This window comes from Devosia sp. Leaf420, from assembly GCF_001425445.1.
In the GTDB taxonomy this organism is placed as follows: Bacteria; Pseudomonadota; Alphaproteobacteria; order Rhizobiales; family Devosiaceae; genus Devosia.
Map to the genome: position 1 here is coordinate 477,652 of NZ_LMQU01000001.1, position 26,970 is coordinate 504,621.

A 26,970-nucleotide genomic window follows, 5' to 3' on the forward strand; every position below is an offset into this window, starting at 1 on the left:
TTGGCGCTCCATGTATTTGCGTGGCATATCTTGGCCAGCAAACGGCGCTTGCTGCGACGGGGTTCCCCACCCGCATGCTCAACTTTGCCATGCGCTGAGCGGGGGAATTGGCAGATAGGTCAGAGGTCTGATGCCGCGCGCAACCTTGACCATTGCCGCACGTTGCGGGAAGGTTCTGCCCGAGATCAAGGCGAAGTCATTCGCTGGCGCGCGGATGTATTCCGGAGACACCACTATGCTCATCTTCCTCACAGCCCTCCTTCTTGCCCTCATGGGGTTAGCGTTGGGAGGACTGGGCGGATGGCTCGTCGTCCTTGGCGGCAGTTGGTATTATCTGATCACCGGCTTCGGCTTTCTGATCACCGCATATCTCCTCTCCCGCCGCAAGGCCGAGGCGCTTTGGGTCTATTCGGCCATCCTCGTGGGGTCGATCATCTGGGCAATCTGGGAAGTCGGGTTCGACTGGTGGCAGTTGGGCGCGCGAGGCGGCATCATCGTGGTGCTCGGCATCTGGCTGTGGATGCCCTGGATACGGAAGCGGCTCGAGGGCGGACGGCGCGGCGCGTCACTGATCCTAGCGGTGAGCAATGTGCTCGCCGTTGTCGTCGCTGTTTATTCGATGACGCAGGATCCGCAGGATATCTCGGGCACACTCAACACCGAACAGGTGGCCGCCAACCCCAATCTCGGCGGCGATTTCGAAGACGGCGATTGGCAGCAATATGGGCGCACCAATTATGGTCAGCGCTATTCGCCGCTCGACCAGATCACGACCCAAAATGTCGCGAGTCTCGTGCCTGCATGGACCTATCAGACGGGCGACGTTAAGCTGCCGCAGGATGTGGGCGAGACCACATATCAGGTCACCCCAATCAAAATCGGCGACACGCTCTATATTTGTACGCCGCATAATCTTGCGATCGCGCTTGATGCTCAGACCGGCATGGAGAAGTGGCGGTTCGATGCGAATTCCGGGCTTAATCCGGACCGGCAGCACCAAACCTGCCGCGGGGTGACCTATTGGGCTGACCCTGCTGCGGCGCCCGATGCTGCCTGTGCGGCACGCGTCTATCTGCCGACTGCCGATGCGCGGCTTATTGCGCTCGATGCGGCAAATGGGCAGGTGTGTACGACATTTGCAGATGGCGGCACGCTGCGGCTCGAAGCCGGCATGAAGTATTCGCCGGCTGGATATTACTATTCCACGTCCCCGCCGGTTGCTGTCGACGGGAAGCTAATCATCGGCGGCGCCGTCAACGACAACTACTCGACCCAGTCGCAATCGGGCGTCATCCGTGCCTTCGATGCGCTTACAGGCGCGCTGGTCTGGAATTGGGACTCGGGTAACCCAACGCAGACGGCGCCGATCGATATTGCCGATGGCGAGACCTATACGACGAACTCGCCCAATAGCTGGTCGGTGTTTTCGGTCGATCCTGCCCTAGGTCTCGTCTATGTGCCGCTTGGCAACCAGGTGCCCGATCAGATTGGCATCGGGCGCAGCGAAAGCGTCGAGAAATACTCGTCGTCGATCGTGGCTCTCGATGTCGGGACGGGCCAAGACCGTTGGGTTCAGCAGTTTGTGCACCACGATCTCTGGGACATGGACGTGCCGGCGCAGCCGGTACTGCTCGACCTGACAGGAGCCGATGGCCAGACCGTGCCGGCGCTCGTGGGACCAACGAAGCAGGGCGATATTTATGTGCTGAACCGGCAGACCGGCACGCCGATCCTGCCGATCACCGAGGAGCCAGCGCCGCAGGGAACGATCGAGGGCGATTTCGCCTCGCCGACCCAACCCACATCTGCCCTCAGCTTCAAGCCTGCATCGCTGCAGGAGAAGGACATGTGGGGCATCACCATGTTCGATCAGCTGATGTGCCGCATCTCGCTGCATCAGCATCGCTACGAGGGCCGTTACACGCCGCCATCGCTCGAGGGCACGATCGTCTATCCGGGCAATTTCGGGACGTTCAATTGGGGTTCGGTTGCGGTCGATCCGGAACGGCAAGTGATGTTCGGGATGCCGACCTATCTGGCCTTCACCTCGCGCCTCGTGCCCGCTGACGAAATCCCGCCCAAGGGCGAGGACGAAAAGGCGAGCGAGCAAGGCCTGAACCGCAATGAGGGCGCGCCCTATGGTGTCTTCATGGGCCCGTTCCTCAGCCCACTTGGCGTTCCATGCCAGGCTCCAGGCTGGGGCTTTGTGGCCGGTGCCGATCTGCGGACCGGCGAAATCGCCTATAAGCATCGCAACGGAACAGTGCGCGACATGACGCCCCTGCCCTTGCCATTCAAGGTGGGCGTCCCCGGGATCGGCGGTCCGATCATCACCAAAGGCGGCGTTGCGTTCCTCGGAGCAGCGGTCGACGACTTCTTCCGCGCTTATGATCTGACGACCGGTCAGCAACTTTGGGAAGCCCGCTTGCCCGCCGGCGGCCAATCGACCCCGATGACTTATACCGTCGATGGGAAGCAGTATGTTGTGATCGTGGCCGGCGGGCACGGGTCGATCGGCACGAAAGCGGGCGACTATGTTCTGGCCTATACGCTGCCCTAGGGGCGGCTCAAAAGGGGACGTCTGCGTTGCCCGCCAATGCAGACGTCAGTGATGGCGAGTACCCGCCGTAGGGTCAGGCGGCTTGCGAGCCGCACTCAAGGTCTGTGGGTAAATCGCCGGGCTTGCCGAACAGAAAGCCTTGCACGATGTCGCAGTCGATTGCTGCGAGGAGGGCCAGTTCCTCCTCGGTTTCCACGCCCTCAACGATCGTTTGGAGGCCAAGCGAAGCGCCCAGGGCCGCGATCGATTTGATCACCTGGCTACCCTTGCGTGTTTCCATTTGACGGACGAAGGATTGGTCGATCTTGAGCTTGTCCACCGGCAGCGTCGCGAGATAACTGAGCGACGAGTGACCGGTGCCGAAATCGTCGATCGCGATGGACACGCCCAATTCGCGAAGATGCCGCAGTGTCTCGACGATGGACAAATGGCCATCGGCGACGAGGCTTTCCGTGATCTCGACATCCAGGCGATCTGCAGGAAATCCACTTTTCTGCAGCGCCGATTGAACCATGGCGAAAACATCGGCCCCAGCAAACTGCACGGGCGCTACGTTAATCGATAGCCGTCCCATCCAGCCGCTCTCGACGGCGCGTCGGCACGCTTCGTGAGCCACCCAGTTGCCGAGCTGGATGATGGTACCGTTTTCCTCAGCGAGAGGAATGAATTCGGCTGGCGAAACTGGGCCCAGCGCCGCCGAGTGCCAGCGCAGGAGCGCCTCGACACCAAGGGTCTGCCTCGTTCTGCCATCGACCTGCCGCTGGAAAACTAAACTCAGTTCGCCCTTCTCCACCGCGGTGCGCAGCGCAATATCGATTTGACGGCGTCGTTCGAACTGCGCTTCGAAATCGGGCGCGTAGACACATCCGGCGAGACGCGTTCGACGCGCCATGGCGAGAGCCGTCCGAGCTTCCTGCAACAGGACCTCAGAGGATTTTCCGGCGCCCGGAGCGCTCCGTCCCCAAAGCAATTTCAGCTCGATCCGATGCCCTTCGACATCGTAGGGCAGTTCCAGTTTTTCGATCAGCCTCTGGAGGGCAGTGTCGCTCAAGCCAGCGTCTAGACCAATGGCGAAGACCTGACTTTCGATGCGGGCGACCGGACCTCCGACAGACAAAGAGAGGCGGTCATGAAACTGCCGGATCACTTGATCGGCAACATGAAAACCAAGGCTGGCGCCGGCGCTCTCGGCCTGTTCAACGCGGAGGAGAAGAGCACCGGCGGTCTCAGATTCGTTACTCGCATCAAGTGCATCGCACCAGGCGCGCTCCGATAAGGCTCCGGTGTCATCATCATGTGTTGCGAGGAAGACCAGCCTCTTATGCTGTTCGCGCAATTGGCGGCGGCGGAGGATGCGGTCCTCGACAAGTTGAACCACGAGTGCTCCGGCAGCCAGCGCATGGAAACCAACGGTGTCGAATTGGAGCGCTGCTAGCGCATAAGCAACGAAGGCGGCGGCTTCAAAGACCATTATCGCGGTCAAAGCGACAGCGACCGCGAGGCCCAGGCGGCGCCTTGGAAGAAGAGCGCTTCCGAGGAGAAAAAGAGCGCCCCATAGCAAAGCCGGCCATGTACCGACCTCAGTGAGAGCGCGGTTGAACTTGAGTGTTTCGGCCGCAGCAATCTGGACAGTCGCGCCCGGGACAACGCCAAAACGCGGCACCATGATCAGGTCATGCAGCTCTATGGCACTGGTCCCGATAACGACCTGCTTGTTTTCGAGAAGTGCGGGATCAACTGTTCCATCGAGCACCGCGGCGGCGGGCACGCGCACGATCTGACCAAGATCGATGGCGTAATCCATGCGCAGGGTCGGCGGGATCGGTTGGCCAGGGCTGAACTGGACAGGGATGGATTTAATGCCGGTATCGGCATCCTTGCCCGGTAGCGACCAGATCAGGCCCGCTTTAAGCCCGTCGATATTGACGAGGGCTTCTTCCGCGTGGGCTGCGAACTCCGGAAGGGGGCGGCTCCAAATTTCATCGCCGGATGCGGCCCGTTGGCGAAATGCGGCGAGATAAGCGTATCCGCCGGCCGCTTCGAGGCTTTTCGCGAAGACCGCGTCTTCCGACGGGTTGGAGCGGGTGCTGAAGTCGATATCGAACGCTATCTCATAGGCACCCATGGCCAGCAAGCGATCGAGCAACCCAGCGTGCAGCGACCGCGGCCACGGCCAGGTGCCGATTTCAGCAAGACTTGCGGCATCGATATCGACGAAGACAATGTCTCCGCTCGGTGCACGATCGGCGGCAGCAAATCGGATATCCCACAATTTGGCGTCGGCGGGCGCCCAAATGCCAAGGGTTGCCGTCGCTGCAAGAAACGACAACAGGCAGATCGTAACGACGATACGCACCGCCTTCGGCATGGCCGCTCCTTTAGTCGGCTGAACGCAGCGGACTAATTGTTCTTGCCATTGCCATTGCCGTTTCCGTTGCCGTTCCCGTTTCCGTTGCCATTGTTACCGTTATTGCCATTGCCGCCCCCCTCGCCGCTTTTGCCGTTGTTGTCGCCCTTGCCGCTATTTTCCTGGCTTCCGTTGCCGTTATTTCCGTTGTTGCCGTTTCCGTTGCCGTTATTTCCGTTGTTCCCGTTGCTGGTACCGTTGTTTACGCCGTCGTCGCTGCCTTTGTTGCCGTTGCCATTCCCGTTTCCATTGTTCCCGTTGTTGCCATTTCCGTTGCCGTTATTGCCGCCCTCGCCATTTCCGTTGCCGTTGTTGCCATTGCCATTACCGCCGCCATTGCCTTTCCCCGAGTTACCCGACCCGTCGCCGCCGTTATTTCCCTTACCATTGCCGTTACCGTTGCCGTTATTGCCGGTTCCAGGCCCATTGCCGCGGCCGTTATTGCCGCTTTCGCCGGATTGCTTGATGACAGGAGGCTGGCCGCTTCCATCCGCCGAGGCATCAGTGGTCGGCTTTGTATCCCTGTTTCCGCTGCTGCTGACGAGGACGCCGTTTGAGGTGTAGACCGCGGCCGCACCCATGCCTTCGACCTGAAGCGGAGCTTCGGTAGTGACCGCAGCTTCCTGTCCCGGCCTGACGTCGGCCACGAGATCATTTGAGCTGTCCTGCACCTGAACGACCCCTCGATCGACATCGACAAGAGATCCGCTACCATCGGAGGTGACGGTGAATTTGGTGCCTTTGACGACGGCGGCGAGAAAGGGCGTTTGCACCGAAAAGTGCTGCACGTTGCGCCGCTCGACATCGACGGAGACGACGCCTGCGGCCTGTATCACTGAGGTCATCAGATCAGGGCCGGCATCGCGGATTTGGACGACCGTGTTAGACCCAAGCGAAAAATGATCGTTGCCCCGGCTGAAGTCCACACGCGCATTGGCGCCGGTCTTGAGACTTGAGCCATCACCGATCTCGAGGCCCCTCGTGACCGGCTGCCAACTGCCATCTGCCTCGACCAAAACCTCACCTCTTACCCGGTCGGCGGTCCAGGCAGCTGCCATGGCGGCAGACGAAAGCGAAAACAGCAGAGCTGCAACAAGCATGCGAAACATTAGAGGCCTCCAGATCAGGCACTCTCTCACATGCTGAACATCGTGGAGTTACTTAGGTTAAACCCACAGATCACAGCTATCGAACTGGTGAACCAAAGCTTTCGCCAAACAGGGCGTCGACGAGCTGCGAACGCTGCTAGGCAATTTGGCAAATGAGGGAAAGTGGCGGAGAGGAAGGGATTCGAACCCTCGAGACCGTTCCCGATCTGCACCCTTAGCAGGGGTGTGCCTTCGACCACTCGGCCACCTCTCCGGCGGGGTTGGGTCTAGCGAGCGGCGGGGGGGATGGCAAGCGGTTTTTGGACCGGTGCCGGCGAAAGGCTGGGATGGCAGGGTTTCTGTCCATGGCGATTGGCGAGAAGCGCGGCGGGGTCTAGCTTTGCCTTCATAGTCGAATCGAAAAGGTGGGACGGGGCATGATGATGCATGGACGGGTCACGGCCATTCTTCGGCTGAGTGCGATTCTCACCGGGCTGTCGGTCGGAGCGGCCGCGTCGCAGGAAATACCCTTGTCGCCGATAGAGGGTGTTTGGCGCGCTCAACTGCAGTCAGAGATCACCATTGCGCCCTGTGAGCTTGGATTTTGCGGCTATCTTACCAAGATCGTGGTGCCCGAGGATATCTTGAGTGCCGAGGAAGCGGAGGCCGCGGCCGCAATGAGCCCTGAGCAGTTTTTTGACGAGCGCAATGAGGACCCTGCCCTGCGCAATCGGCCGATGCTGGGACTACACATGCTGACGCTGTGGTCGGGCGAGCGGCCGACAGTGTTCGATGGCGAGGTCTATAATCCGCAGGATGGAAAGACCTATTCGGGTTATGTCGAACTGCTCGGGCCCGATGCGCTGCGCCTCAATGGCTGCGTGCTTTATAACGTGATCTGCCGGGGCGAGGATTGGGTGCGGGTGCCGCAGGGGGAGCTCGATGCGCGGGCGGCGGCGGAAGCGCAGTAAGGCGCCTCATCACAACTGGGGAGTTGGGAAGGCCGATGGCCTTCCCGAGTGTTCAGCGGGCGCGCTGGTTGAAGAGGATCTTTTGCGCTTCCTTGTCGTCGGCGAGGCTTTTGCCCTGGACGTCCTTGCCCCAGTTGAGGCCGCTCTGGACAGCAGGACGACCACCGACGCGGTCGATCCAGGCGAGCGCATTGGGGAATTCGTCGCGCGTAATTCCATAGCGCTCCCACGACTGGGCCCAGCCGATGGAAGCGATATCGGCGATGGAATAATCACCGGCGATATAATCCTGGCCTTCGAGCTGCTTGTTGAGGACGCCGAAGAGACGGTGGGTCTCGTCGCTATAGCGCTTGATGGCGTAGGGGATTTTTTCGGGGGCATAGACCGAGAAGTGATTGTTCTGGCCGAGCATCGGGCCAAAGCCTCCGACCTGCCAAAAGAGCCACTCGTCGACCTTGACCTGAGCGCGAGTGTCGGTCGGGTAGAACTGGCCGAATTTCAGGCCGAGATATTTCAGGATCGCGCCGGATTCAAAGATCGAGATCGGTTCGCCGCCCGGGCCTTCGGGATCGATGATGGCGGGGATCTTATTATTGGGCGAAATGGCGAGGAATTCGGGCGTGAACTGCTCACCCTTGCCGATATCGATGCGATGATAGTTCCACGGCACGCCCAGCTCTTCGAGCATGATGTGGACCTTCTGCCCGTTCGGCGTGGGCAGGGAGAATGCTTCGATCGGATTGGTCTGGGTGGTCATAAGGCACCGTCCTGTTGCTGGATGCGATAGGTATATCGGTGTTTTACGATGGTGAGCAATGGGCGGCGAGGAGAGGATCACCCGCCGCACCGGGCCGCCACAGAATACTATTCCCGCATCAGGCGCATTTGGGGCGCACCATTACCGCGAAGGGCTGGCGAGATGCCGTGGATATCGACCGTGGCGGTGACGCGCTGCCGGGTGGCGGCGAACATGAAGTGCGGCGTGACATTGACCGGCTCATCGAACTGGATGGTCACCTTATGATGCTGCATGTCGCTCGAGAGTTGGAGGCCGATGAGAAGGCCGCGGAACGGCTGCTCGAGATAGTAGCCTTTGACGCGCATGCCGACCTGGAAGGGGACGGCGACGCGATCGGGCAGGCTGGCGCGGGCGGTGTTCCAATCGCGAAAGCCATGGGCGCGGGCAATCTCTTCGAGGGCTGCGCCATGGGTGATCGGCTGATTGGCCCGAGCACGCCCTTCACGCAGGTTCTTGGCCTCGGATTTCAGAGTTTGGGCGGATGGGGTATCGAGTGAAAAAGCCATCGGGTCATCTCCTTGAGGAGGCGACTGGTCCATGGGGGCTCGCTTTGCCATGATGCGCCTCGGAGGAACCGAAGGGTCGTCAGGTCTTCTCAGGCTGGGCTTCACCATGGACAAATGTCCGCGAGCGGCGGGCGCCAGCAACCGGAGGCGTCAATGCGCCTTGGCGATGCGGAAGTCAAGACGCGCGGATCACTAGCCGTGATAGAGCGGATCAGACAATTGCGTTGGGCGAATGTCGGCGTTCGGTCTAGGAACAGGTGTTTCCCCTTCGCGGAATTGTCATGACCGAACTTCTGCTTTTCATCGCCGGCCTTTTGGGTGGCGCCGTCAATTCGCTGGCTGGCGGGGGCTCGTTCATCGTTTTTCCGGCTCTGCTGGTTGCAGGCGTGCCGCCAGTTCTCGCCAATGCGTCGAACACATATGCCGCCCTGCCCGGCTATGTCAGCGGCGCGGCAGGCTATTGGAAGTCGGTGGCGCCCTATAAGGACCGGTTGCTGATCTATGGGATCATCGCGGCCGTGTTTGGCTTTGTCGGCGCGGAACTGCTGCTGGTGGTTTCGGACGCGCAGTTTTCGCTGGTCGTGCCCTGGCTGATGGCTTTTGCGGTCGCGCTGTTCATTTTCGGCAATCGGATCAACGGGGCGCTACGCTCGCGCGGTGGCAGACGGTCGGGGATGAAGGCGCTGGGGGCGGTGCTGATCCTCGTGCTGCTCGCCGGGGTGTCGGTCTATGGCGGGTTCTTCAATGCTGGGCTCGGCATTCTGCTCCTGGCATTCCTGGCGCTGGCAGGGATGAGCGACATGCATGCGATGAACGGGCTGAAGCTCTTCATCTCCTCGACCATCGCGCTGGTGGCAGTGGTGCGGTTTGTCTTCAACGGCACGATCGACTGGTATCACGGCTCGATCGCGCTTGTTGGGGTAACGATCGGCGGCTATGTCGCGGCGCGACTGGCGCAGCATATTCCGACGCAGTGGATCCGTGTTGGGGTCATCGTTTATGGGATCGCGATGACAGGGTATTTTTTCTGGCGGGCTTATGGGCAGGGGTGAGCGCCGGACGGCGGTGAGCCTCCGGATATGCGTGGACGGGCTCCCGAGGCTCTCACGCCCCTAGAGTGTGTGAAAAAAGTGAGGCGTGTAAGCCTCGGGAGCGCCTTTTTTCGGACAGGTCTCACAGCGCCTCTTTGATCGCTCGTCGCGAGGCGGCCAGTCCCGAACGCGTCTGGGAGACGAAACCCGACGAAGGCCCTCCCCGCTCCTGTCGTCTGCAGACCGTCCGTGCGGGGATGGATGGGCAGAGGATAGCGGAGGTTTTGGGGCCGGGGATAAGGGGCATAAGATTGGTGCTGGTACTGCCAGACGCGCGATGTAACCCCGGCGGAGGCCGGGGGCCATCCTGAGTTGGCTGGGCTCTATCAATTTATCTGGGCTCACCCATGTCCGGCGATGGGCCCCGGCATTCGCCGGGGTGACAGCAGGTGGCTCAGTAAGATGGTACCAAACATCTGGCCCAATGGCGCTAGTCGGACTTCCTAATCCACACCGCTGCGTCGTGGAACGGTACGCCGCCAAATGGAGGGGCGGGTTGGGCGGAGGTGAGCATGTTGATACCCTGCCCGCCGCGATGGGCCTTATTGCGGTGGAGGCCTTCGGCGATGAGGGTGCCGGTGGGGAGGCGCGGGAAGATGCGGGCTGTCAGGTGAACTTCGCCGCGGTGATTGCCGAGGGTGACGGCGTCTTCATCGGATATCGTCAGGCGGGCGGCGTCTTCAGGATGGATGAAGACGGAGGGTTCACCCTCGCGCTTGAGGCTGCCGGCGGTCTGGTTGAAGGACGAATTGAGGAAGGCACGGGCCGGGCTAGTCGCGAGCTTGAACGGATGCTCGGCATCGGTCTTTTCGGTAATGTCCCAATGATCGGCGAAGCGGGGCATGATCGATGGATCGCAGACCCAGCGATAACCTTTCCGGCGCGCGACTTCATCCCAATCGGGCTTGAACCGATAGCGGCCATCGGCCCAGCCAAAGCCCTTGGCAAAGCGAGCGACGTCGTCGGGGCGCTCCTTGTCGATGAAACCGGTTTTTTCGACTTCTTCGAGCGTCGGCAGACCTGAGCGGGCAAAGGTATCCGCGACGACTTCGCGATCGGTGGTTGTGAAGGTCGGGTCGGTATTGCCGAGGCGGAGAGCCAGGGCGTTGATGACCTCGTGGTTGGAGCGCGCCTCGCCGGGCGCCTCGACGACTGCGGGGCCGTAGAGAATGCGAGTGTGGCCGCCGCGGGTGTAATAATCGTTGTGTTCGAGGAACATGGTGGCGGGCAGGACGATATCGGCCAGTTCCGCCGTTTCGGTCATGAACTGCTCGTGGACGACGAGGAAGAGATCGTCGCGCATCAGACCCTGGCGCACCAAAGCCTGATCGGGAGCGACGCAGGCGGGATTGGTGTTTTGGACGATAATGGCATGGACCGGCGCACCATTCTGGAGCGCGGCGGCATTGCCCGTGAGGATCGGGCCAATCTCGGACATGTCGAGGACGCGGGGCGTGCCCTTTTGCAGGTGCGTGCCTTCAAGGCGCGATTTGTCGAGATTCCAGGTGCCGGAATTGGAATGGAACGCGCCGCCGCCGCGATGCTGCCAAGAGCCGAGCATGGCGGGGAGCGACAGCGCCGCGTGCATGGCCGTGGCGCCATTGGTCTGGCGGGAGAAGCCATAGCCAAGTCGGAAGAAGGTTTTTGGCGTTTTGCCGATGAGGTGGGCAAATTCCTCGATTTCGGCGACGGTGAGGCCGGTGATCTCGGCGGCCCATTCGGGCGTGCGGGTCGCGAGATGGGCTTCGAATTCGGGCGAGAAATCGGTGAACTCGGCCATATAGGCGCGGTCGGCGAGGCCATCGCGCAAGAGGACGTGCATCGTCGCGACAGCGAGGGCGCCATCGGTGCCGGGGCGAAGGACGATGCCGAGATCGGCCTGTTCCATGGTGGCATTGCGATAGATATCGACGACCACGATTTTTGCCGCGCGGGTTTTGCGGGCGCGCATGGCGTGGGTCATGACGTTGACCTGGGTATGCACCGCATTTGTGCCCCAGATGACGACGCAGTCGCTCTCAGCCATCTGCTCGGGATTTACCCCGCCAAGAAGGCCGGTGCCAGCGATATAACCGGGCCAGGCGAGGCCGGTGCAGATGGTGTCGTATTGGTGCGAATAGCCGCGCACGGCGCGGAGGCGCTCGATGCCGCCGCGATGCACGTGGCCCATGGTGCCGGCATAAAAATAGGGCCAGATGGCTTCGGGGCCATGCTGCGCTTCGATCTCGAGGAAGCGGGCGGCGATTTCGTCGAGGGCTTCATCCCAGGAAATGCGCTGCCACTGCCCTGCCCCCTTGGGGCCGATGCGGCGCATGGGATGGGTCAGACGCTCGGGGTGATGGATGCGCTCGGCATAGCGGGCAACTTTTTCGCAGATGACGCCTGCGGTATAGGGATCGTCCTTGGCGCCACGGACGCGGCCGACCGTGCCATCGGCGAGGATATCGACATCGAGGGCGCAGACCGACGGACAGTCATGCGGGCAAACTGAGCGGATGGTGCGCGGGGGGATCTGGGCGTTCATGACGGCAAGGTATTAGAGGCCGCGCGCCGGGACAATCGCATTGTGGTTATGGGTGGGATTTGTGAGCGTGATGGCAACCCCCACCTAGCCCCCCCTGAGATGGGGAGGGACTGGCTGGCGGCTCACGAACAGCGAAGCAAACTCGATGCCCCCTCCCCCTAGCAGGGGGAGGTTGGGTGGGGGTCAGGCAGCGAAAGCCTTGGTGGCGGTTTCGGCGTTGCGCATGGCCCGGGTAGCGGCGTGCTTGGCGAGCTGGGATGCGCCGCCATGGAATTGGGAGAAGGTGATGCGGCCGGTGGTGCCGGTGATGGTGATGCCGCGCCAATTGGGGCGGACCGAACGGACCTCGGACCAGTCGAGGCTGGTTTCGCGACCCATGGCGGTACGATGGGTGACCTGACGGTTGTCCCAGCGGGTGTTTGTAAAGAGGCCCACCATGCCGATGCCAGCAGCGCCGGCACCGAGAAGAAGGACGGCGATATAGGTGGCGATGAGCTGGGTCGTGTCGGCAGCGCTGCTCATGAAGATCACGGCGAAAAGCAGAACGGCGGCGAGCGCGGCGGCGCCGTAGCAGGCAAAGTACTCGACGAGCGAGGGACGGAGTTCGGCCCAGCCGCCATCAATGGCAATGCCATCTTCGGGCTGCACCAGACGGAGCGCAAGAAACGCAGCATAACCAAAAGCCACAACACCGGCGGCGCGCGACAGCGGCAGATGCGCTGTGAGCGGCAGGTATTTTAGGGCAATGAGCACGGTAATCACGAACAGTGGCAAAGCCACTTCCTGCCAACGCAAGGGCACGCTTGTTTCTCCAGATGTCCGGGGCCGGCGACGCTATTTCGGCGAGTGATATCGTGAAGAGTACAGGGATAAAGTGATTTGACCATTCACAAATCCGCAAGGAGCGGCTGCGCCGCAATGGCCGGCAGTGAGTGTTGCTAAAGCGCCACCTCGTCTATTTGAAGAAGCGGCTCCAGCACTGATTCAACGGCATGCAGAGTTGAATCCGCATGCCGTCCTAAGCCTTTCAGATATCTGCACTTATTGGCCTCGCGGACCAATTTTCCGCCGTTTAGCGGGCAGCCAGAGCCGGGGCGCCCACCATGGCGGCGGTTGCGGCTTCCTCCGCTTCGATTTCGGCGGCGGGCGCCTGACGAAGTGTGTTGGCGAGAGGCCGTTCTTCGAGGAGCCAAGCGAGCGCGAAGGCGAGGATGGCGGCACCCGCAGCGGTGTAGAACACCGGATGCAGCGCGCTGGCGAAGGCTTCGAGCACAAGCTCGCGGACCTGCGGCGGGAGGGCCGCAACGGCATTGGCGCTGAAGCTCGTGCCGCTACCTTCGGGCATGACATCGCCGAGGCGTGCGGCAAGGCCGCTCGAGAAGATGGCGCCGAAGACCGACACACCGATCGAACCGCCTATCTGGCGGAAAAGCGTGACGCCGGCTGTGGCGGCACCGACGATGTCGCGGGAGACCGCGTTCTGGGTTGCCGTAACGCTGACGCTGTTGACGGGGCCAATGCCGGCGCCGACGAGGAACATATAGGCCGCGATCTGCACCGAGGGCGTATCGAGCCGCATATTGGCGAGGGCAAGGAGGCCGATCACCAGAACGAAGGTCGACGCCAGCGGCAGCATCTTATAGCGGCCCGTGCGGGTCATGATGAAGCCCGAGGCCGTCGAGGCGCCGACGAGGCCGATCATCATTGGCACGAGCTGCAGCGCGGAATCGGTCGGCGAGACGCCCTTGGCGAGCTGGAGATACATGGGCAGGAAGGTGATCGACCCAAACATGGCCATGCCGACGAGGAAGCCGACGGCGCTCGTCACCGCGAAGGTATTGTTACGGAAAAGATCGAGCGGCAGGACCGGTTCGGCGGCCCGGCTTTCAACCCAGACAAAGGCGCCGAGGAAGACCAGAGCGCCGATAACGAGGCCGATGATCTGGAGCGAGAACCAGCCGAAGGTGTTACCGCCGAGTGAGGTGGCAAGCACGAATGCAGTCAGGCCGCCCGAGAGCAGGACGAAGCCGGCATAGTCGATCGAATGCTTGACGCGTTCGGCGCGGGGCTTGAGAGCCACGGCGATGACGGCGAGCGCGAGAATGCCAACCGGCAAGTTGATGAGGAAAATCCACTGCCAGGAGAGGTGTTCGACGATAAAGCCGCCGAGCAGCGGGCCGACGACCGTGGCGACGCCGAATACGGCACCGAAGAGGCCCTGGACCTTGCCGCGCTGACGCGGGGGAATAATGTCCGCCACGACAGTCATGGCGACGACCATGAGGCCACCGCCGCCGAGACCCTGAATGGCGCGGGCAGCAATCAGGAAGGTCATGGAGGTCGCCATGGCCGAGAGCACGGCGCCGCCGAGGAAGATGACGATGGCGGCTTGCAGCACGATCTTGCGGCCGAAGAGATCGCCCAGCTTGCCATAGATGGGGGCAACCACGGTCGAGCTCAGGAGATAGGCGATGACCACCCAGGTGAGGTGATCGAGGCCACCGAGCTGGCCGACGATGGAGGGCAAAGCTGTCGAGACGATGGTCTGGCCAAGCGAGGCGAGGAGAAGAGTGACGGCGACTGCCCCGATGACCAGCTTGGTCGATGGGTCCTGCATCGCATCGTCCGGTTGAATGGGGTCCGGCATTGAGGCAATCCTTAAAACAAGCGGGGTCGGGATTGAGCCGACCCTTGCGAAACGATATCTGAGAGCACACATGTGCCTCAAGCAATTACATGTCAATAGCATGTAATTGTCTTAAGCATGCGATTTTATGGAAGCTGCCATGCCTCTGAGCGCCAAGACCGAATTGAACGCCCTGCTGCTAAAGGCCGGCATTGCCCATGACACCGCGGAGGCGGTTATGGATATCGACGCATTGATGCAGAAATGGCGGCGGCGCGCGATGAAGCGGGAGCTTGGCAATCGGGCACTCGCGGATCTGAGGATCGGGATCGACCTGGCGCAGCTCGATGTGCTGTTTGCCATCGACGGCCCCTCCTCCGAGTTCGATGGCGAGGCTTCGGGCGAGACGATGGTCGCGACCGTGGCCGAACGGCTCAATATCGATCCGTCGCGGGCGAGCCGGCTGGTCGGCGATATGGTGGACGAGGGTTTTGCGCGTCGGGCCGTGAGCCAGGCAGATGCACGGCGGACGATTATCGAACTGACGCCGAAGGGCAAGGCGGTGGTCGATGCGGTGCGGGCCTATAAGTATCTGATTATGGGCGATTTTCTTGGGAGCTGGGAGAAAGCGGAGGTGGACGCCTTCGTGCCGCTGCTGAAGCGGTTCGGTAGCTGGATGGACAGTATCGAGCCGGCTACCGAAAAGCATAGTGCGGAGATCGCGGCGATTGCCGAGACGATCGCAGAGGATGTCACGCAACCCGTAAATGTGTGATGGGCCTCATGAAAACGATTTAATGGACGTTTTCGGCTAGCCACGTTACGTCTTTCCCTTCTCGGGGGAGGATGAGATGGCGGGGACTTCGCATGTGCCAGTGACGGCATTGCTTGGATTGAACATGTTCTTTTCAGGCGTGACCTATGCCGCGACCATGCCCTATGCGTCACTGGTTGGCGTCGACACGCTGGGGCTGACGCCGGGCTGGTTCGCCTCAATCATGAGCCTCGGCGCGGTACTCGGGACGTTTGTTTCGCTCGGGCTCGGCTTTCTCTCGGACAAATTGCGCGATCGGCGGCTGCTGGTTTTGCTGACCGCGGCGGCAGGCGTTTTGGCGCATGGGCTAATTTATGCGTTTCTGGCGCAATGGAGCTTTGCCGTTGCCATGGGCCTGATCATGCCTCTGGCCGGCGCCTGTTATGGGCAGTGTTTTGGCTACATCCGCGTGTTCTATGTCACACGTGATCCGAAGCGGGCGGACTTTATGGTCACGGCGCTGCGGACGGTGTTCACGCTGGCCTGGATCGTGGTGCCGCCAGTGGCCGGTTGGGTCGCCGGCCAGTTCAGCATTTTCTACGTCTATCTCGCCTCGTCACTGAGCTACGGGGCGATTGCGCTGATCTTTGCGGCGCTGATGACCAATGAGGCGACAGCGGTTCAGATCAATGCGCCGAAACGCGCCGAGGGAGCGTCACTGCTCTCGACCTTTGCTCTGCCGTTTGGAACGCTTGCCGGCATTGTCGGGCTGATCGTGATGACGGCGGCCATGCGGATTCTGACGTTTACGATTGCGCTTTTCATCGTCAGCGATCTCGGCGGATCGGTGGGCGATGTCGGGTTTTATGCTGGGATAACCGCGGCGGTCGAGGCGCCGTGCATGTTGCTGCTGGCCTATCTCACGACCAAGCTGACCAAGGAAACGCTGCTCGCCTTGGCGGGCGTGGTGATGGCGGTGTTTATCGGCATGGTCAGTATTTTGACCGAGATTGCAGCGCTCTATTGGCTGCTGATCCTCAATGGTCTCGGCACAGCGGCGCTGATGAGCGTCAATATCGCCTATGTCCAAGACGCGATCAAAGGCCGGGTCGGGCTATCGACGTCGCTGATGGATGTCGTGGCCATCGCAGCCAATCTGCTCGGCGCCACGGCATTTGGCCTTCTCACAACCGGCGGGGACTATCGCTTCGCGCTTATGGTGGGGGCAATCGTATCGCTGCTGGGTGCCGCGATCATGGCTTTCGGCAATTTGTCCCGGCTTGGGGCACCAAGACCGGTTGAAGCAGCATAGGCTGTTTTTGACTGAAAGAATAAATCCCCGCCCGGAGGCGGGGATAGATAGGCGATGGGCTTGAGGGTTAGTCCTGAGCGCGGACCTTTTTGTGGTCCTTGACCTTGGGGCGCTTGGGCGGCTGGGCGTCGCCTTCGAGCGTGGGCTTGGACCACTTTGGCTTGCCCTTGTTCTTGTCGAAGGGCTTGGCTTCCTTGGGCTTGCGCGGCTTTGGGGCGCTTTCCGTGGCCGGGGCAAAATCGTCGGCGCGGAGGTTGGACGAGCCGTAACGCTGCTTGCGGTCGGCTTTTTCCGGGCGGGGAGCGGCGGGATCGTAGGCAACCGGTGGGCCGGGCGGGCGGCGCTTGGATTGCGGGCGTTCCGAACGTTCGCCGGGGCCATCGACCGCCGAGATATAGACACCCTTTTCGCCGGTGCCGTTCTTGCCGACGCTCTTGATGAAGCTATCGACCTTATCGGCGGCGACTTCGAAAATGGTTTCGGTATCGAAGATACGGATCGAGCCCACGGCCGACTTGGTGACGCCACCGGCCTTGCAGATCATGGGCAGGAGCCAACGTGGCTCGGCGCGCTGCTTGCGGCCGACCGTGACCTTGAACCAGCTACCGCCGGCGAAAGATTCGCGCGTGCGCGGCTCGCGCTTGTCGAAATCGGTGACGGGGATAGATGAGACGTCTTCGGGGATCGGACGGGCGGCCAACTGCATGCGAAGATAGGCTGCAGCCAGGGCTTCCGGCGCCCATTTCGTTAACAATCCGGTAACGCTGACCTGCTCGTCTTCGGTGATCGGGTCACTGAGGAGCGTGTTGGTCAGGATCGACTCGCGATAGCGCGCATCGATGGACTCGGCGGTCGGGGGCGCGGTGAGTTCGGCCTCGATTTTCGCGGTGCGGAGGATCGACTGCGCGACCCGCTTGCGATGGGCTGGCGAGATGACGACGCAGGTGCCCTGGCGCCCTGCCCGGCCGGTGCGGCCCGAACGGTGCAACAGGGTTTCGGCATTCATCGGCAGTTCGGCATGGATGACGAGATCGAGATTAGGGAGATCGATGCCGCGGGCGGCGACGTCGGTCGCGACGCAAATGCGGGCGCGGCCATCGCGCATGGCCTGGAGAGCATTGGTGCGCTCGGCCTGGGTCAGTTCGCCCGAGAGCGTCACGACATCGAAGCCGCGATTGTGGAGGCGGGCCGAGAGGTGCTTCACTGCTTCGCGGGTCGAAGCGAAGACGATCGTGTTGGTGCTTTCGTACCAAAGGAGCGTGTTGATGACGGCGTTTTCGCGCTCGTCGGCCGGTACGACCATGAGCTTGTAGTCGATATCGGCATGCTGCTCGCCGGACGAGGTGGCGGTGATCCGCAGAGCATTGCGCTGGAAGGTTTCGGCCAGCTTGGCGATGGGCTTGGCGACCGTCGCCGAGAACAGCAGCGTGCGGCGTTCTTCGGGGGCGGCGGCGAGAATGAATTCGAGGTCTTCGCGGAAGCCGAGGTCGAGCATTTCGTCGGCTTCGTCGAGAACGACGGCGCGGAGCGAGGACATGTCGAGCGCGCCGCGGGTGATGTGATCGCGGAGGCGGCCGGGCGTGCCGACGACGATATGGGCGCCATGCTGAAGCGCGCGGCGCTCGGTGCGAGCATCCATGCCGCCGACGCAGGAGACGATGCGGGCGCCCATCTGGGCATAGAGCCATTCGAGCTCGCGCTGCACCTGCATGGCCAGTTCGCGCGTCGGCGCGATGACAAGGCCAAGGGGCAGTTCGGCGCGCGGGAGGACTTCGGCACCATCGAGAAGGGTCGGCGCGATCGCCATGCCGAAGGCGACGGTCTTGCCCGAGCCGGTCTGGGCGGATACGAGAAGATCGCGACCTTCGGCCTCGTCTTCGATGACGGCGGACTGGACGGGGGTGAGGTTCTCATAGCCCTTGGCCGCAAGGGTTGCGGCGATCGGGGCGAAAATCGTTTCAGGCAGGGCCATCTTTGGCTTTCAAGACAAGCAGCCAAAGAGCGGTCGTTCCTCAAGTGCAAGTGGAACATTCCCGTTCGAAACGGCTGACAATTTTTGGGTTCCCGCTTTGGCGGGAGCGGAACCGTGGCGCGAGGTGGATCGCATCACGGAATAGGAAAAGGCCGCCTCGCGAGACGGCCTCGATAATGGGCTTTTAGAGATTGGGCCTCGGAAGCGCAAGGCTAGCCGGTGCATGAGGGGCACCGGCCGATCGCATGGCTTGGGGCGAGATACCCCTCACCGACCCGGCTGCGCCGGGCCACCTCTCCCCGAGAGGGACAGGAATAGAAAGGCGCGCGGCTTTAGCCTACGAGCTCTTCGTCCTTGAAGAAGTACTTGATTTCTTCGGCAGCGGTTTCCGGAGCGTCGGAGCCGTGGACCGAGTTTTCGCCGACGGAGAGGGCGAATTCCTTGCGGATGGTGCCTTCAGCAGCGTTGGCTGGGTTGGTTGCGCCCATGATTTCGCGGTTCTTGAGAATGGCGCCTTCGCCTTCGAGGACCTGGACGACGACTGGCGAAGCGATCATCTGCTCGACGAGTTCGCCGAAGAAGGGGCGTTCCTTGTGGACAGCGTAGAAGCCTTCGGCCTGAGCGCGCGTCATGTGAATCTTCTTGAACGCGATCGGGCGGAGACCGGCTTCTTCGAACTTGGTCACGATCTTGCCGATGAGGTTACGACGGACGGCATCGGGCTTGATGATGGAGAAGGTGCGTTCAATCGCCATGGCGGAGAAGATCCTGCATTTGCGTGGGAAAGGTCGCGCCTTTTAGCGGGAGAGTTTGACGGAGGCAAGACGGGGTATTTTTCGCCTTGCTATAGTGCCGCGATGATTGCCGATGTCACCCCGGCGGAGGCCGGGGCCCATCCTGAGATCTCAAGACGGATCCCGTCTCAAGGCCGGGATGACAGCCGGTGGTCGGCGCGAAAAGAGGTCAGTCGTGGTCGACGTCTGTCGTGCCGGTGGCGATGACGGAGCCATCGGGGGCGGTCAGGGTGACGTCGATGCGCGAGATGATGTTTTCGGCCTGGATGGTCTGTTCGACTTCGATTTCCTGGATCTGCTGGGTGCAGACTTCGGCGGTCGAGATCGTCGGGAAGGTCACGGCGAGCGTGCCATCGACGAGGTCGCCGATTTCGGCGGGGCCGACCTGTTCGCAGGCGCTGCCATCATAGTCGAAATCAATGGTGATCTGGTTTGGGTTGATGCGCGTGGCATCAAGATCGTCGAGGGTCTTGCCGGTCTGTTGCGCGAAAGCTGGGGCGGCAAGGCCGATGGATGCAACAAGGGCGAGGGCGATACGGGCGTCTAACATGGGGCGTCCTTTCTGGCTCGATGTGATGCAGGAATGTCCTAAAGCGCGATAAGATGCATGAAATGTGCCGACAGAATGTCGCGGCGGGACGCAAGCCGGTTGCGTTGGCCGGATCGGGACTTTATCCAGCAGCCAGATACTTTGCTGCCGTCCCCTGCCCTATCCTGGGGTCTGGCCTGCGCCTTTTCCAATTTCGGATCGATATCTCCCCGCCATGCTGAACATCACCAATATTACCTATCGCATCGAGGGCCGGGAGCTGTTCGAGGACGCATCGGTGGTTATTCCGACGGGATCGAAGACCGGCTTTGTCGGCAAGAATGGTACTGGCAAGACGACGCTATTTCACCTGATCCAGGGCCACATCAATCTTGATGCCGGCAGTATCGAACTGAACAAGAAGGCGCGGATCGGCGGGGTGGCGCAGGAAGCGCCGGCTGGGGATGAAAGCGTGCTCGACGTGGTGCTGGCGGCCGACAAGGAGCGCACGGCGCTGCTCGCGGAAGCGGAAACCGCGACCGACCCGGACCGGATCTCGGAAGTTTATACGCGGCTGGCCGATATCGATGCCTATTCGGCGGATGCGCGGGCATCGTCGATTTTGAAGGGGCTCGGGTTCGAGCAGGATCGGCAGAACGGGCCGACGCGGGAGCTGTCGGGCGGTTGGCGCATGCGCGTGGCGCTGGCGGCGGTGTTGTTTTCGCAGCCGGACCTGTTGCTGCTCGACGAGCCGACCAACTATCTCGATCTCGAAGGCACATTGTGGCTCGAAAAGTATCTGGCCACCTATCCCTACACCGTTTTCATGATCAGCCACGACCGTGACCTTCTCAACAAGTCGGTCAACTCGATCGTGCATCTCGAGCATCGGAAATTGACCTTCTACAAGGGCAATTACGACACGTTCGAGAGCACGCGCCGGATGCAGATGGAGCTCCATAACAAGAGCCGCGACAAGGCGCTCGACCAGGTGGCGCATCTGCAGAAGTTCGTCGATCGCTTCAAGGCCAAGGCAACCAAGGCCAAGCAGGCCCAATCGCGCATGAAGATGATCGAGAAGCTCAAGCCACCAGCGGCTTTGTTCGATGAATTCTCTGCGCCGTTCAAATTCCAGCAGCCCAAGGCAGAGGCGGCGACGCCGATGTTGACGCTCGATGGCGTTTCGGCCGGTTATGGCGACAAGACCATTTTGCGCAATATCAATATGCGCATCGATCCCGATGACCGGATCGCGCTGATCGGCGTCAATGGCAACGGCAAATCGACTTTTGCCAAACTTTTGGCCGGCGATATCGAGCCGATGGCTGGACAATTGCGGAAGGGCAAGAAGCTCGAAATCGCGCACTTTGCGCAGCACCAGATGGATAAGCTCAGGCCCGAATGGACGCCCTTCGAGCATGTGGTCGACATGATGCCGACCGACACCGAAGCCAAGCGCCGTAGCCGGTTGAGCCAGATGGGGCTGACCAAATCGCGCATGGACACCAAGGCGAAGAACCTTTCGGGTGGTGAGCGCGCGCGTCTCCTCATGGGGCTGATTACCTTTGGCGGGCCGGGGATGATGATCCTCGACGAGCCGACCAACCACCTCGATATCGATAGCCGCGATGCGCTAGTGCATGCGCTCAATGATTACGAGGGCGCCGTGCTGATCATCAGCCACGATCGCCACCTGATCGAGGCGACCTGCGACACGCTGTGGATTGCCGAAGGCGGTACGATCAAGGAGCTGGACGAGGATCTCGACAGCTACCAGCGCAGCATTACTTCGGGCAAGGAGGGCAAATCCTCCGGCCCGGGCGGCACGGGGGCGCGAAAGCTGTCCAAACAGGAGGCAGCGGCACGTCGCGCGGAACTGGCGCCGCTCAAATCCTCGATTAAGGATGCGGAAACCAAGATTTCCCGTTTGAAGGTGGAAATTGCCAAAATCGAGAGCCAACTCGCCGATCCCAAAGTTTACAACGGGGCGGCCGATCGCGTGATTGCGCTGGGCAAGGACAAGGCGCGGTTTGGCGCTGATCTCGAAACCACCGAAGAGCAATGGCTGGCGCTGAGCGCCGAGCTGGAGGACGCGGAGCGCGCATGAGCAAGCTGACGGCGCAGGATGTCATCTTTACGCTCAAGATGGAGCGGCACCCCGAAGGCGGCTGGTATGCCGAGACTTTTGTCGATGTGGGTGGTGAAAGCGGCCGGGCGCAATCGACGGCGATCTATTATCTGCTCGAAGCGGGTGATCGCTCGCATTGGCACAAGGTCGACGCCGTCGAGGTGTGGCATTATTACGCCGGAGCGGCACTCGAATTGCAGCTTTCCGACGGGGTGACGACCGATCCGCATGTGTTGGGATCGGACCTTGCAGCGGGGCAAAGGCCTCAGGTCGTGGTGCCGCGCGATGTGTGGCAAGCGGCCAAAACGCTCGGGGATTGGACACTGGTGGGCTGCACCGTGGCGCCTGGCTTTGAGTTTTCCGGGTTTGAACTGGCACCGCCCGATTGGCATCCGGGTCGTTAACCTGGGGCAACCCAATGCGTTGACAGGCCTGCCCGATTGGCATCTGCTGGCGCCGATTTCACTGGATCTGCAGGAAGTTCATGCGGCGTTTTGCGGTTGCTGTTTCCCTCGTCATGTCCCTTCTGGCGCCGCCTGCCATGGCGCAGGATATGGCGGGGATTACCAAGCAGCAGCGCAACGATATGATTGGCTTTGCCGCCAATAACAGCCTTTTCGTGCTCTATCATGAGGTGGGGCATCTGCTGATCGACCAGCTCAGCCTGCCGGTGCTGGGGCGCGAGGAAGACGCAGCCGACAATATGGCGACGTGGACGCTGCTCAACGAGCACACCCCTGAGGCCAACAAAGCGCTGGAGGACGCGGCCGAGGGATGGCTGCTGACGGGCGCGGCTTACAATAGCGGCAAATATGAAGAGGATTTTGCGGCGGCGCATAGCCTTGATAAGCAGCGCGCCTATCAAATCGTCTGCATGATGGTGGGGAGTGACGATACCTCGTTCCGGCCCATTGCCAATCAATATGCCATCGGCCGCGACCGGCAGGACAGTTGCTTTTGGGATTTCGACCTTGTTGATCGGAGCCTGAGGAGCGTGCTCTCCGAGCATGTGGCGGAAAATGACGAGGGCACCACGGTCAACGTGACCTATCACGATGCCGGGGGGAAGCTGCGGCTGGCGGCCGACGCGTTCCGCTCGAGTGGGGTGTTCGATAAGGTCGCGGCCAACCTGCGCAAGAGCTACAATATTCGCAGGCCCGTGCGCTTCAACGCCAAGCGCTGTGGCGAGGCCAATGCGTTTTATGACCCGGACACGACTGAAATCATCTTCTGCTATGAGCTGATGAAGGATTTCATGGAGCTTTATGCAGCGGAACTGCCCGAGCCGGATGGGCCGCCGAAATCGGGCGCAGGGAAGGTCAAGAGCGGGGATTGAAGAGCGTAGTATCGCGCTTTCGACTGAGTTGACCTCGCGCGTCATCCCCGCGCAGGCGGGGATCCATCTTGGGATCTCAGGATGGGCCCCGGCCTTCGCCGGGGTGACATTCGGTGGCGATGATGTCCTTCAGTCTAACTAAAACCCACATAGCGACCGGGCTTGTGGTTGAGGGCAATGATGAGGTTGAGGACCAGCGCGCCCAAGACGGAATAGAGGACGCTGTCCAAAGGCAGGATGAAGAAGGCGGCGAGGAGGATGCAGGCGTCGACGCCGAGTTGAAAATAGCCGGCGCGGATGCCGAAATTATCCTGCAGATAGAGGGCGAGAATATTGATGCCGCCCACGCTCGCCTTATGTCGGAAGAGCGAGAGGATGCCGAGGCCGATAAGGCCACCGCCGACGAGCGCGGCAAAGAGCGGATGGATCTGGTCGATGCCGATCCAGCCCGGAATTTGGCTCGTGAACAGCGACACCAGCGCCACGCAAAGGATCGTCTTAACGGCGAAGGGCCAGCCCATGCGCAGGAACGCGAGGACATAGAACGGCAGGTTGATGCAGAAGAACAGCACGCCGAAGGGGATTCCGGTGACGTATTGGAGGAGCAGCGCGAGGCCGGCGCTGCTGCCGGTGGTCAGTTGGACTTCGGAATAAAAGGCGATGCCGAGCGAGACCAGCATGGTGCCGATGAGCATGGCGAAGAGGTCTTCGGGCAGCGTGTGGCGGCTGGGGGTCGTGAGGTCGGGCGTCATGCCTTTTTCACCCAGCGGCCGTCGGCTTCCTGTTGCCAATAGGTGACCTCGTTGCCGTTCCGGAGCGTGCGCCAGGCGTTGCGGGCTTCGGCGACGGCGTCGGGATCGTGACCAGAGAACATATAGACGATGCGTTTGTAGCCATCGGCGGATTGCGGCACGGCGCGATCGACGAAGAAGCGGACTACGGCCTCATTGGGATTGGCGGCGGGATCGTCGGTCAGAAGGATGGGTTGATGGGCGTCGGTTTCTTCGCCGCCAAGGCCATGGGGCAGGAAAGAATCGTCGCGATAGATCCAGAGCATGGCATCGAGCGCTTCGGCGCGGTCGCGGCTGCCGGTTTCGACCACGGCGCGCCAGCCGCGCTCGAGCGTCTTTTCGAGAAGCTGCGGCAGCACGGATTCGAGGGGGCGGACTTCGAGATGATAGAAGAGGACTTCGGCCATGTTTTCACCCTAGCTGGCCGATGGCCGAAGCGCTAGGAGCGGCAAGCGGGCAACAGGTTTGCAAGAACAAGGCTTTGCGCGCGCAGAGCAATTGCGACGAATCCAGCTTTGCACCATGGTGCGAAAAGCTCTTTGTTTTAGCGCATGTCTTTGTCCCGAAACCGGTACTCACTTTCGGGAGACATGCTTTGGGTCGCCGGCCATGGTTGCGACGTAGAAGGATGACAGCCTGACGGCATGAGACGCCTGACGACCTATCTCGCCCGCCTCTTTGCGACGGACGCGCTGATTCTGACGGGAATCGTGTGCCTCTTGCTCTGGCTGGTCAATTGCCTCAGGCAGTTCGAACTGGTTTCCATCAAGGGCCAGGGCTTTGGCACGCTTGCCGTGCAGGCGCTTTATACGATGCCGCCGCTGCTGCTGGCCTTCTTCTATATCTGCGTCGGGATCGGGATGATCCGGGCGCTCAATGCCATCGGGCTCAGCCGGGAACTCCACATTATCCACGCAACGCGCGGTACCAGCGGGATCTGGCGCGCGGCGGTGTTGGTAATGGGCGGTGCGGTGGCGGTGGTACTGCTACTGGCCCATGTTATCGAGCCGATGGCGAACCGGAAATTTGCCGATTTGACGGCGGAAGTCGCGGCCGATCTGGTGAGTTCGACGCTGCGGCCGGGACGATTTACGCAGGTGACGCCGGGCGTGATCCTGCTTATTGGCGGGCGGCAGCCGGGCGGGGAAATCGTCGATTTCTTTGCTGACGATCGCCGGACGCCAGAATCGCGCCGGACCTATATCGCCGAGAGCGCGCGGGTTTCGAGCGATGGGCAGAACTACGTGCTCGAACTGCGTAATGGCGTGCTGCAATATCTCGAGGATGACGGGCGCTATTCCGAAGTGCGGTTCAGCCGCTATGACGTGAGCGTCGATAGTCTCGCCCAACCGATCGCGGGCGGTGACAATCTCGGTGAGCGCGACAGTTTTGATCTTTTGAACCAGGCGATGGGGAATGGGTTTGCCGAGCCCGAGGTCGTGCAGCGATTGCTGGATCGCTCGGCCGAAGCCCTGCGGGTGATTGCGCTGGGGCTGTTCACGCTGGGGCTGGGTGCATTTCCGAGCGGCAAGCGCGCGCGTATTCCGATGCCGCTCGAGGCCATTGTGTTGCTGGTCGGCTTTGCGGAGCGCGGGGTTGGGACCTATAGCCCGCTCGGCATCGGTACGGGATCGGTACTGCTTATTCTCCTCTCCGCCGCCGTGCTGACAGCCCGGCTCTGGCCGCGCCGACCGATTCCCATGGTGAGCGCATGACGCGGATCGACTGGCTGGTGCTCAAGCGGCTCGGGAGCCGCATCGGCGCGACGGTTTTCATTTTCTATGGGCTGATCGCGCTCGTCGAATCGCTCGATGCGTGGCGGTTCACCGTGGTTTCCGAGCAGGCCGGAACATTCATGGCCATCGTCATGGTGGCGATGAGTGCTGTGCGCTGGACCATCAAGACCCTGCCCGTGACGGTCTTGATGGGCGCGATCCTCGGGCTCGCCGATCTCAAGGCGCGGCATGAGCTGACCGTAATCAAGGCGAGCGGCATTTCGATCTGGCGCGCGGTGCGGGCGCCGACGATTGCCATGGTGCTGATCAGCTTTGTCATTGCGCTTGGGGCAGAAACGGCGAGCACGCAGATCAATCGTGGCCTCTACCCGACCCCGCCGGGACAGGCCGCGCTGCTGACGCCGCCGGGGGAAATCTGGATCGAACAGGAAGGCGATGGGCAGCGCTATGTGCTTTTGGCGCGATCGATGTCGCCGGGCGGCACGGAACTGACCGATGTGACACTGTTCCGTTCGGGCGATGGCATTCCACGGCTCGAAGCGCCGACAGCGATTCTCGAGAGCGGGCATTGGCGCATGCCGCAGGCGACGGCCAGAACGCCGGAAGCGAAGCCGCGCGTGCTCTATGATTATCAGGTGCCGACCGATTCCACGCCGCAGGAAATAAGCCTCAAGCTGGCATCAACGGAAGACATGACTTTTTTCGATCTGGCCGAGCTTTTGCAGACCGGTGTGGCCGATCCGCTGGTGCGGGCGGCGGCGACAATGCGGCTCTTCAAGCTGCTTTCACTGCCACTTGTGCTTTGCGGTTCGCTGTTCATTGCCTTTGCGTTTACCGCAGGTTATCGAAGGGACACTAGTCTAGGTCCAGCGGTCCTTTATGGCATCGTGCTCGGATTTGTTGTGTTCGTGATTACCGAGATGGCCGACCGCGCTGGTTCGACAGGCGTTCTCGACCCCACGTTCGCAGCAGTCGGCCCGGCTCTGGTCGCCATCGTGATTGGTGTAACAGTGCTGCTGCACAAGGAAGACGGACGAACGTGAAGC

22 protein-coding genes and 1 tRNA gene are annotated in these 26,970 nt (G+C 61.4%); 10 read left to right on the top strand and 13 right to left on the bottom strand.

Annotated features, from left to right (window positions below; genetic code table 11):
• Positions 1-235: 235 nt before the first annotated feature.
• On the top strand, positions 236-2,560 hold the full coding sequence (locus ASG47_RS02425; protein ID WP_061907284.1) for a glucose/quinate/shikimate family membrane-bound PQQ-dependent dehydrogenase: 2,325 nt from the start codon (positions 236-238) through the stop codon (positions 2,558-2,560).
• 73 nt (positions 2,561-2,633) lie between these two features.
• Here ASG47_RS02425 and ASG47_RS02430 read toward each other — a convergent pair whose 3' ends face one another.
• The 3 genes from ASG47_RS02430 to ASG47_RS02440 all read right to left on the bottom strand — a co-directional run bounded on the left by ASG47_RS02430 (position 2,634) and on the right by ASG47_RS02440 (position 6,329).
• Complete coding sequence (locus ASG47_RS02430) at positions 2,634-4,928, bottom strand: EAL domain-containing protein (protein WP_061907126.1); 2,295 nt, start codon at positions 4,926-4,928, stop codon at positions 2,634-2,636.
• Positions 4,929-4,960: 32 nt separating this feature from the next.
• Complete coding sequence (locus ASG47_RS02435) at positions 4,961-6,076, bottom strand: FecR family protein (protein ID WP_061907127.1); 1,116 nt, start codon at positions 6,074-6,076, stop codon at positions 4,961-4,963.
• 163 nt (positions 6,077-6,239) lie between these two features.
• Positions 6,240-6,329: transfer RNA gene (locus ASG47_RS02440), tRNA-Ser, on the bottom strand.
• Between the two features lie 256 nt (positions 6,330-6,585).
• Between ASG47_RS02440 and ASG47_RS02445 the strand changes: the two genes are divergently transcribed.
• Complete coding sequence (locus tag ASG47_RS02445; protein WP_162243201.1) at positions 6,586-7,026, top strand: DUF2147 domain-containing protein; 441 nt, start codon at positions 6,586-6,588, stop codon at positions 7,024-7,026.
• 52 nt (positions 7,027-7,078) lie between these two features.
• Here the strand turns inward: ASG47_RS02445 and ASG47_RS02450 are convergent, their stop codons facing one another.
• Positions 7,079-7,783: a glutathione S-transferase family protein gene (locus ASG47_RS02450; protein ID WP_061907129.1), complete on the bottom strand. Its 705-nt coding sequence runs from the start codon at positions 7,781-7,783 to the stop codon at positions 7,079-7,081.
• A 107-nt stretch (positions 7,784-7,890) separates the two neighbouring features.
• Positions 7,891-8,331, bottom strand: a complete 441-nt coding sequence (locus ASG47_RS02455; protein ID WP_061907130.1) for a glyoxalase superfamily protein — start codon at positions 8,329-8,331, stop codon at positions 7,891-7,893.
• A 281-nt stretch (positions 8,332-8,612) separates the two neighbouring features.
• Here ASG47_RS02455 and ASG47_RS02460 point away from each other — a divergent pair, with 281 nt between their 5' ends.
• The gene (locus tag ASG47_RS02460) at positions 8,613-9,383 is read left to right on the top strand and encodes a sulfite exporter TauE/SafE family protein (protein WP_061907131.1); all 771 of its coding nucleotides are present in this window, start codon (positions 8,613-8,615) and stop codon (positions 9,381-9,383) included.
• 469 nt (positions 9,384-9,852) lie between these two features.
• On the opposite strand, the gene ASG47_RS02465 is transcribed toward ASG47_RS02460, so the two are convergent.
• The 3 genes from ASG47_RS02465 to ASG47_RS02475 all read right to left on the bottom strand — a co-directional run bounded on the left by ASG47_RS02465 (position 9,853) and on the right by ASG47_RS02475 (position 14,593).
• Positions 9,853-11,946 (bottom strand): molybdopterin-dependent oxidoreductase, encoded by a 2,094-nt coding sequence (locus ASG47_RS02465; RefSeq protein ID WP_061907132.1) that lies wholly within the window; start codon positions 11,944-11,946, stop codon positions 9,853-9,855.
• Between the two features lie 183 nt (positions 11,947-12,129).
• On the bottom strand, positions 12,130-12,747 hold the full coding sequence (locus ASG47_RS02470; RefSeq protein ID WP_061907133.1) for a hypothetical protein: 618 nt from the start codon (positions 12,745-12,747) through the stop codon (positions 12,130-12,132).
• A gap of 271 nt (positions 12,748-13,018) precedes the next feature.
• Entirely contained in the window at positions 13,019-14,593 is a 1,575-nt protein-coding gene (locus ASG47_RS02475; RefSeq protein ID WP_061907134.1) for an MDR family MFS transporter, read from the bottom strand.
• A 139-nt stretch (positions 14,594-14,732) separates the two neighbouring features.
• Here ASG47_RS02475 and ASG47_RS02480 point away from each other — a divergent pair, with 139 nt between their 5' ends.
• Complete coding sequence (locus ASG47_RS02480; protein ID WP_162243202.1) at positions 14,733-15,347, top strand: MarR family winged helix-turn-helix transcriptional regulator; 615 nt, start codon at positions 14,733-14,735, stop codon at positions 15,345-15,347.
• Between the two features lie 76 nt (positions 15,348-15,423).
• Positions 15,424-16,638: an MFS transporter gene (locus ASG47_RS02485; RefSeq protein ID WP_061907136.1), complete on the top strand. Its 1,215-nt coding sequence runs from the start codon at positions 15,424-15,426 to the stop codon at positions 16,636-16,638.
• Positions 16,639-16,705: 67 nt separating this feature from the next.
• Here the strand turns inward: ASG47_RS02485 and ASG47_RS02490 are convergent, their stop codons facing one another.
• The 3 genes from ASG47_RS02490 to ASG47_RS02500 form a co-directional block, all read right to left on the bottom strand.
• Entirely contained in the window at positions 16,706-18,610 is a 1,905-nt protein-coding gene (locus ASG47_RS02490) for a DEAD/DEAH box helicase (RefSeq protein ID WP_061907137.1), read from the bottom strand.
• A 332-nt stretch (positions 18,611-18,942) separates the two neighbouring features.
• Positions 18,943-19,365 carry a nucleoside-diphosphate kinase gene (gene ndk / locus ASG47_RS02495; RefSeq protein ID WP_061907138.1) on the bottom strand — a complete coding sequence of 141 codons (423 nt, stop codon included), beginning with the start codon at positions 19,363-19,365 and terminating at the stop codon, positions 18,943-18,945.
• Between the two features lie 208 nt (positions 19,366-19,573).
• Complete coding sequence (locus ASG47_RS02500; RefSeq protein WP_061907139.1) at positions 19,574-19,954, bottom strand: hypothetical protein; 381 nt, start codon at positions 19,952-19,954, stop codon at positions 19,574-19,576.
• Positions 19,955-20,168: 214 nt separating this feature from the next.
• Between ASG47_RS02500 and ASG47_RS02505 the strand changes: the two genes are divergently transcribed.
• From ASG47_RS02505 to ASG47_RS02515, 3 genes are all read left to right on the top strand, one after another.
• Positions 20,169-22,040, top strand: coding sequence for an ABC-F family ATP-binding cassette domain-containing protein (locus ASG47_RS02505; RefSeq protein ID WP_061907140.1), 1,872 nt, complete (start codon positions 20,169-20,171; stop codon positions 22,038-22,040).
• On the top strand, positions 22,037-22,465 hold the full coding sequence (locus ASG47_RS02510) for a cupin domain-containing protein (protein WP_061907141.1): 429 nt from the start codon (positions 22,037-22,039) through the stop codon (positions 22,463-22,465). The genes ASG47_RS02505 and ASG47_RS02510 overlap by 4 nt, the downstream gene beginning before the upstream one ends.
• Before the next feature lie 80 nt (positions 22,466-22,545).
• Entirely contained in the window at positions 22,546-23,397 is an 852-nt protein-coding gene (locus ASG47_RS02515; protein ID WP_061907142.1) for a DUF4344 domain-containing metallopeptidase, read from the top strand.
• 134 nt (positions 23,398-23,531) lie between these two features.
• Here ASG47_RS02515 and ASG47_RS02520 read toward each other — a convergent pair whose 3' ends face one another.
• Both ASG47_RS02520 and ASG47_RS02525 read right to left on the bottom strand, forming a co-directional pair.
• Positions 23,532-24,149, bottom strand: coding sequence for a YitT family protein (locus tag ASG47_RS02520; protein WP_061907143.1), 618 nt, complete (start codon positions 24,147-24,149; stop codon positions 23,532-23,534).
• A complete protein-coding gene (locus ASG47_RS02525) occupies positions 24,146-24,595 on the bottom strand; it encodes a DNA polymerase III subunit chi (protein ID WP_061907144.1) in 450 nt (149 codons plus the stop codon). The genes ASG47_RS02520 and ASG47_RS02525 overlap by 4 nt, the downstream gene beginning before the upstream one ends.
• 237 nt (positions 24,596-24,832) lie before the next feature.
• Here ASG47_RS02525 and ASG47_RS02530 point away from each other — a divergent pair, with 237 nt between their 5' ends.
• A complete protein-coding gene (locus ASG47_RS02530; protein ID WP_061907145.1) occupies positions 24,833-25,903 on the top strand; it encodes an LptF/LptG family permease in 1,071 nt (356 codons plus the stop codon).
• On the top strand, positions 25,900-26,967 hold the full coding sequence (locus ASG47_RS02535) for an LptF/LptG family permease (RefSeq protein ID WP_061907146.1): 1,068 nt from the start codon (positions 25,900-25,902) through the stop codon (positions 26,965-26,967). Before ASG47_RS02530 ends, ASG47_RS02535 begins: the two co-directional genes overlap by 4 nt.
• Positions 26,968-26,970: the final 3 nt, after the last annotated feature.